Origin of the sequence: Siccirubricoccus soli, from assembly GCF_024178315.1 — a bacterium.
Classification (GTDB): Bacteria; Pseudomonadota; Alphaproteobacteria; order Acetobacterales; family Acetobacteraceae; genus Siccirubricoccus; species Siccirubricoccus soli.
This window is the reverse complement of the sequence record NZ_JAMZIK010000271.1, coordinates 1-5,467: the sequence shown is the minus strand read 5'-3', so window position 1 is coordinate 5,467 and position 5,467 is coordinate 1. Positions and strand designations below refer to the sequence as shown.

General features: G+C 71.2%; 8 protein-coding genes. 7 read left to right on the top strand and 1 reads right to left on the bottom strand.

What is annotated here, in order from left to right:
- The 7 genes from NJ376_RS28165 to NJ376_RS28135 form a co-directional block, all read left to right on the top strand.
- Positions 1-505 (top strand): SH3 domain-containing protein (locus NJ376_RS28165; RefSeq protein WP_252956675.1); only part of this gene is annotated, 505 nt, incomplete at its 5' end.
- A 48-nt stretch (positions 506-553) separates the two neighbouring features.
- Entirely contained in the window at positions 554-847 is a 294-nt protein-coding gene (locus NJ376_RS28160) for an SH3-like domain-containing protein (protein ID WP_252956674.1), read from the top strand.
- Positions 844-1,230: an SH3-like domain-containing protein gene (locus tag NJ376_RS28155; RefSeq protein ID WP_252956673.1), complete on the top strand. Its 387-nt coding sequence runs from the start codon at positions 844-846 to the stop codon at positions 1,228-1,230. The genes NJ376_RS28160 and NJ376_RS28155 overlap by 4 nt, the downstream gene beginning before the upstream one ends.
- Entirely contained in the window at positions 1,227-1,829 is a 603-nt protein-coding gene (locus NJ376_RS28150; RefSeq protein ID WP_252956672.1) for a nitrile hydratase subunit alpha, read from the top strand. The genes NJ376_RS28155 and NJ376_RS28150 overlap by 4 nt, the downstream gene beginning before the upstream one ends.
- Before the next feature lie 129 nt (positions 1,830-1,958).
- Complete coding sequence (locus tag NJ376_RS28145; protein ID WP_252956671.1) at positions 1,959-3,299, top strand: MFS transporter; 1,341 nt, start codon at positions 1,959-1,961, stop codon at positions 3,297-3,299.
- A 287-nt stretch (positions 3,300-3,586) separates the two neighbouring features.
- On the top strand, positions 3,587-4,102 hold the full coding sequence (locus tag NJ376_RS28140; protein WP_370288762.1) for a L,D-transpeptidase family protein: 516 nt from the start codon (positions 3,587-3,589) through the stop codon (positions 4,100-4,102).
- Between the two features lie 74 nt (positions 4,103-4,176).
- Positions 4,177-4,344 carry a hypothetical protein gene (locus NJ376_RS28135; protein ID WP_252956669.1) on the top strand — a complete coding sequence of 56 codons (168 nt, stop codon included), beginning with the start codon at positions 4,177-4,179 and terminating at the stop codon, positions 4,342-4,344.
- 309 nt (positions 4,345-4,653) lie between these two features.
- Here the strand turns inward: NJ376_RS28135 and NJ376_RS28130 are convergent, their stop codons facing one another.
- A complete protein-coding gene (locus NJ376_RS28130) occupies positions 4,654-5,319 on the bottom strand; it encodes a YggS family pyridoxal phosphate-dependent enzyme (protein ID WP_252956668.1) in 666 nt (221 codons plus the stop codon).
- Between the last annotated feature and the right edge of the window lie 148 nt (positions 5,320-5,467).

The following is a 5,467-nucleotide window of genomic DNA, read 5'->3' as shown; positions in this document are numbered from 1 at the left end:
GGCCGCCGCGGGCGCGGCTGCCATCCGGCCCCCTACCCCGCCCGCCGAACCGCCGCCGCCGCCCCAGCCCCGCCTGGGCAGCGCCACCGGCCTGCCCTTGCCGCGCTTCGCCGCCCTTGGCTCCAACCAGGTCAATCTCCGGGTGGGACCGGATCTCCGCTACCCGATCGAATGGACCTACCAGCGCAAGGACCTGCCGGTGCAGATCGTGGACGAGCACCAGCACTGGCGCCGCATCCGCGATTCCGAGGGCACCGAGGGCTGGGTCCAGCGCCCGCTGCTGACCAGCCGCCGCAGCTTTCTGGTGCAGGGCCAGGAACGGGTGCTGCGCCGCTCGCCGGAGGAGGAGGCGGCGCCCGTCGCCCGGCTGCGCCCCGGCGTGGTCGGCCGCCTCCGCCGCTGCGAGGCGGGCAGCCCCTGGTGCGAGGTGCAGGTCGCCGATTACCGCGGCTGGCTCCGCCGCAGCGAGATCTTCGGGGTAACGGCAGAGGAGGAGGTGAAGTAGCCGCTCCGGCGTTTACGCCGCAGCCGGACCTGATCTAGCCTTGCCCGCATGAGCGATACCCCCCCCACCCCCGCGATCCACGACATGGGCGGCCTCAGCCGCTTCCGCTGCACCCCGGTGGAGCGGGACGAGGCGCCGCCCGACGAGTTCGGCAAGAAGGTGGATGCGCTCCGCCAGGTGCTGGCCCAGAAGGGCTACATGACGGTGGACGAGCTCCGCCGCGGCATCGAGGCGATCCCCGAGGGCGAGTATTTCTCCCTCACCTATTACGAGCGCTGGCTGACCAGCATCACCACCCTGCTGCTGGAGAAAGGCGTGGTGACGGCGGAGGAGCTGCGATGAGCGCGCCCGATGACCGGAGGGCCGAAGGGCACGGCGGGCTGAACCGGCTGCGCCAAGCTGTGAACACCTTCCAGGCCGGCGACCGGGTCCGGGTGAAATACCTCTGGCCGGAACGGCACCCGCAGCCCTCGGGCCTGCCCTCCGCCCATATCCGCACGCCGCACTACCTGCGCGGCCGCACCGGCACGGTGCAGGCGGTGCTGGGCAGCTTCCGCAACCCGGAGGATCTGGCCTTCGGCCGCCCGGCCCCGCAGCGCGTGCTGTACCACGTGCTGTTCGACCAGCCGCCGATCTGGAACGAGGGCGAGGCGGGGGACTCTCTTCTCGTCGAGATCTTCGAGCATTGGCTGGAACCGGCCACCAACCAGGAGAAGGCGGCATGAGCGCCCCGGCCCGCCCCGAAAGCCTCGCCCATCTCGAGAAGCTCCTGGCGGTGCTCTCCGCCAAGGGCCTCATCACCGCGCAGGAGCTGGTCGACCGCCAGGCGAGCACCGACCGCGCCAGCCCCGAGATCGGCGCCCGCATGGTCGCCCGCGCCTGGCTGGACCCGGAGTGGCGCCGCCTGCTGCTGGCCAATGGCGCGGAGGCGGCGGAGCGCATGGGCGTCTCCATGGCCGGCGCGCCGCCGCTCGGCGTGCTGGAGGACAAGCCGGACCTGCATCACCTGGTCGTCTGTACCCTCTGCTCCTGCTACCCACGCGCCGTGCTGGGCTACCCGCCGAGCTGGTACAAGAGCTTCGAATACCGCTCGCGCGCCGTGCGGGAACCCCGCGCCGTCCTCGCCGAATGGGGCACCCAGCTTGCCCCGGGGGTGAAGCTGCGCGTGGTGGACAGCACCGCGGATTTCCGCTGGATGGTGCTGCCGCTGCGGCCGGAGGGGACGGAAGGCTGGTCGGAGGACCAGCTCGCCGCCCTCGTCACGCGCGACGCGCTGGTCGGGGTTGCGCTGCCCCGGGTGCCGCAGGCTATCGCCGCCGAGTAGCCTCCCGCCGCCCCGGCTGGCTGCCTGGACAGCGGGGGCCGGCGGCGCGACAAGGCGCCGAAGCACGGCTTCGATCGGCGGGAGGAACGTATAGACACGATCGGTGAATCGCGCGCGGCCCCCGCCGCCGTGCCCCCGGAGGCCGATGGCCTGCCGCAGCCGCGGCGCACCCTGTCCGTCATCGCCATCTCCCTCTCCATCGCCATGACGGTGCTCGACAGCTCCATGCTGAACGTGGCGCTGCCCGGCATCGCGCACGACCTCGGCATCACTCCGGCGACCGCGACCTGGCTGCTGAACGCCTATCAGCTCACCGTCGTCACCACCCTGCTGCCGCTGGCCTCGCTGGGGGAATCGCTTGGCTTCCGCCGGGTCTTCCTCAGCGGCTTCGTGCTCTTCGCCGGCGCCGCCCTCGGCGCCGCCATGGCCGGCAGCTTCGAGGCGCTGCTCGGCTTCCGCATCCTCCAGGGCCTCGGCGCCTCGGCGGTGATGAGCCTGACGGCGGGGATGATCCGCCATACCTACCCGGCGAAGGATCTCGGCAAGGCGCTCGGCATCAATGCCATGGTGGTCGCGGTCTCCGGCGCCTCCGCGCCGAGCCTCGCCGCCGCTATCCTGGCGGTCGCGCCCTGGCCGGTGCTGTTCGCGGTGAACGTGCCCGTCAGCCTCATCGGCATCGCCATCGGGCTGCGCACCCTGCCGAACCATCCCGGCACGCGGCGGCGCTTCGACCTGGCGAGCGCGGCGCTGAACGTGGCGACGCTCGGCCTGTTCTTCCTCGGCCTCGACCTGCTGCTGCATGAGACGCTGCCGGCGCTGGCCCTGATGGCCGCGGCGGCGCTGGCGGGGACGGTGCTGGTGAAGCGCCAGCTTTCCCGCCCGGCGCCGCTGCTGCCGGTGGACCTGCTGCGCATCCGTATCATCGCGCTTTCGGTGCTGGCCGCCATCTCCGCCTTCGGTGCCTGGTATGCCAGCTACGTCTCCCTGCCCTTCCTGCTGCATGGGGAGGGGTTCAGCCAGGTGATGACCGGCCTTGTCATGACCCCATGGCCGCTCGGCATGGCGTTGTCGGCGCCGCTGGCCGGCAAGCTTTCGGACCGGGTGCCGAGCTGGGTGCTGGGCGGCATCGGCATGGCGGTGCTGGCGAGCGCGCTGGCGGTCATCTCCTTGGCGCCGCTGGCCGGCTGGGGGCTGGCGCTGGGCGGGCTGATGTGGTTCTGCGGCGCCGGTTTCGGCTGCTTCACCACGCCGAACAACCGCACCATGCTGGGCGCCGCGCCGAAGACCCGGGCCGGCAGCGCGGGCGGCATGCAGGCGACGGCGCGGCTGCTCGGCACCACCCTCGGCACCACCGTGGTCGGCATCTGCTTCCAGGTGGCGGGTGAGGATGGGCCGCGCACCGCCCTGCTCTGCGCCATCGGCTTCGCAGTGCTGGCCGGGGTGCTGAGCTGCTCCCGTCGCGGGGCGTGAGGCGGCTGGGCCGCACGCCAAATCTTGGACAAAAAAAGGGGCCGCCGGTATCCCAGCGGCCCCGAGTGGTGATCGGGATGCCCAACACCATGTTGCGGCATCCAATCACTGGGAGGAGACGTCCAAGGCATCGCCTGAACGGATACAATCTACCAAACTCACGTTCACGTGAGAAGCACGGAAATGTGAAATTGCCGACATAAAGTTGTATCGACTCCAGAAGAATACAACCCCTGCGCGCGCCTCTGCCCCTGGGGAAAACACGTAGCTTGGACGGCCTCGGAACCATGACCCTCTCTCCCGATTCAGGCTGGGCCCGTTGCACGCCGGACGGGCTGCTCCGGCTCGGTAGCGAGACCTGGCGCTGCGCCCTCGGCCGCGGCGGCATCCGGGCCGACAAGCAGGAAGGCGATGGCGCCACCCCGGTCGGCCGCCTGCCCCTGCGTCGCATCCTCTGGCGTGCCGACCGGGGGCCGAAGCCCGTCGCGCTGGTGCCGGTGGAACCGCTGGCGCCCGAGGATGGCTGGTGCGACGACCCCATCCACCCCGATTACAACCGCCGCATCCGCCTGCCCCACCCGGCCCGGCACGAGGTGCTGTGGCGGGAGGACGGGCTCTACGACATCATCGGCGTATTGGGCTGGAATGACACCCCTGTCATCCGTCACAGGGGCAGCGCCATCTTCCTCCATCTGGCCTGGCCGGATCTGGCGCCGACGGAGGGCTGCATCGCCCTGCCGGAAGGCGCGCTGCGGGCCCTTCTCCCCCAGCTTCGTGGCATCGAGGTGATGGCCACGATATGAACACCTGGACATGTTACGGCGTGCCCTGGCATTCTCTCGCGCCGTCGCAACGGCCAACCGGGAGAATCGGAGCCATGCAGGACACGTTCAGGACAGTGATGAACAATGCCATTCCCGTCGCCGGGGGGCTGTCCCTGCTGGGCGCGATCAGCGGCTATGCCGGGCTGGTGCTGCCGACCACCGCCTGCTTCCTGGTCGCCGGCCTGCTGCTCATGGCCGCCTCCACCCGCCGCGCCGCGTAGCGCGGCCGGCATCGGGCAGCCCATTGCCCTTCCGCAGGCCGGCTGCGGAAGGCCCGGCGAGGCCCCGGGAATTCAGTGAATCAGTGGCTTCGCGGGGGGCTTCTGGAGCATTTTCGGTTCACATGCGTTCACCGAAAACGCTCTACGCTTTTGTCTGCAGAGCAGATTCACGCCTTCGGCGATGCCGCCCTAGAGCGGTTTCCGTTCGCACTGGCTCACGGAGCCCGCTCTAGGTTGTTGGTATAGCGAGCAAATACCTCCGACCAGAGGATTCCATCTGATCGGAGTTTGCTCTAGGGGCGATCTGCTCTAGCCCCGCGCGCCGAAGATGGCGGAGCCCACCCGCACATGGGTGGCGCCGCAGGCGATCGCCGCCTCGAAATCCGCGCTCATCCCCATGGAGAGCACGGCAAGGCCCCGCTTCGCCGCCAGCTCCGCCAGCCAGGCGAAATGCGGCCGGGGGTCGCCCTCGGCCGGGGGGATGCACATCAGCCCGGTGACCGGCAGCCCGTGCTCCTCCCGGCAGGCGCGGAGGAAATCCGCCGCCTCGGCGCGGGGAATGCCGGCCTTCTGGGGCTCCTCCCCGACATTCACCTGCACCAGCAGCTCAGGCCGCCGCCCCTCCGCCTGCATGGCCTGGGCCAGCGCCGCGGCCAGCTTCGGCCGGTCCAGGCTCTCGATGACATCGGCCAGGCGCACCGCATCCCGCGCCTTGTTGGTCTGCAGCGCGCCGATGACGTGCAGGCGGAGCTCCGGCCAGTCCGCGCGCAGGCCGGGGAATTTGCCGGCCGCCTCCTGCACCCGGTTCTCCCCGAACAGGCGCTGCCCGGCGCCGAGCGCCTCGGCCACCGCCGCCGCCGGATGGGTCTTGGAGACGGCGACGAGCTGGACGCTGCCCGCAGGCCGGTTGGCGCGGGCGGTGGCTTCGGCGATCCTTTCCCGGATGCGGGCGAGGTTGGCGGCAATGTCGGACATGGCGGCAGGCTACCGCGGAACGCGCCCGGCCGGAACGGGGCGGCGCCTGCCACCGCGTGGCGCGGCGGGATGAGCGCGAGCCTCGCCGCCGCCGCCCGCCGGCTGCGCCCGGTGCCGGGCCTGCCGCGGCTCTGGCTGCTCTCCGACG

What these genes read in the sequence shown, in the direction of transcription:
- NJ376_RS28130 (WP_252956668.1), bottom strand. Translation starts at nt 5,319, where the DNA reads ATGTCCGACATTGCCGCCAACCTCGCCCGCATCCGGGAAAGGATCGCC.
- NJ376_RS28155 (WP_252956673.1), top strand. Translation starts at nt 844, where the DNA reads ATGAGCGCGCCCGATGACCGGAGGGCCGAAGGGCACGGCGGGCTGAAC.
- NJ376_RS28140 (WP_370288762.1), top strand. Translation starts at nt 3,587, where the DNA reads ATGACCCTCTCTCCCGATTCAGGCTGGGCCCGTTGCACGCCGGACGGG.
- NJ376_RS28160 (WP_252956674.1), top strand. Translation starts at nt 554, where the DNA reads ATGAGCGATACCCCCCCCACCCCCGCGATCCACGACATGGGCGGCCTC.
- NJ376_RS28135 (WP_252956669.1), top strand. Translation starts at nt 4,177, where the DNA reads ATGCAGGACACGTTCAGGACAGTGATGAACAATGCCATTCCCGTCGCC.
- NJ376_RS28150 (WP_252956672.1), top strand. Translation starts at nt 1,227, where the DNA reads ATGAGCGCCCCGGCCCGCCCCGAAAGCCTCGCCCATCTCGAGAAGCTC.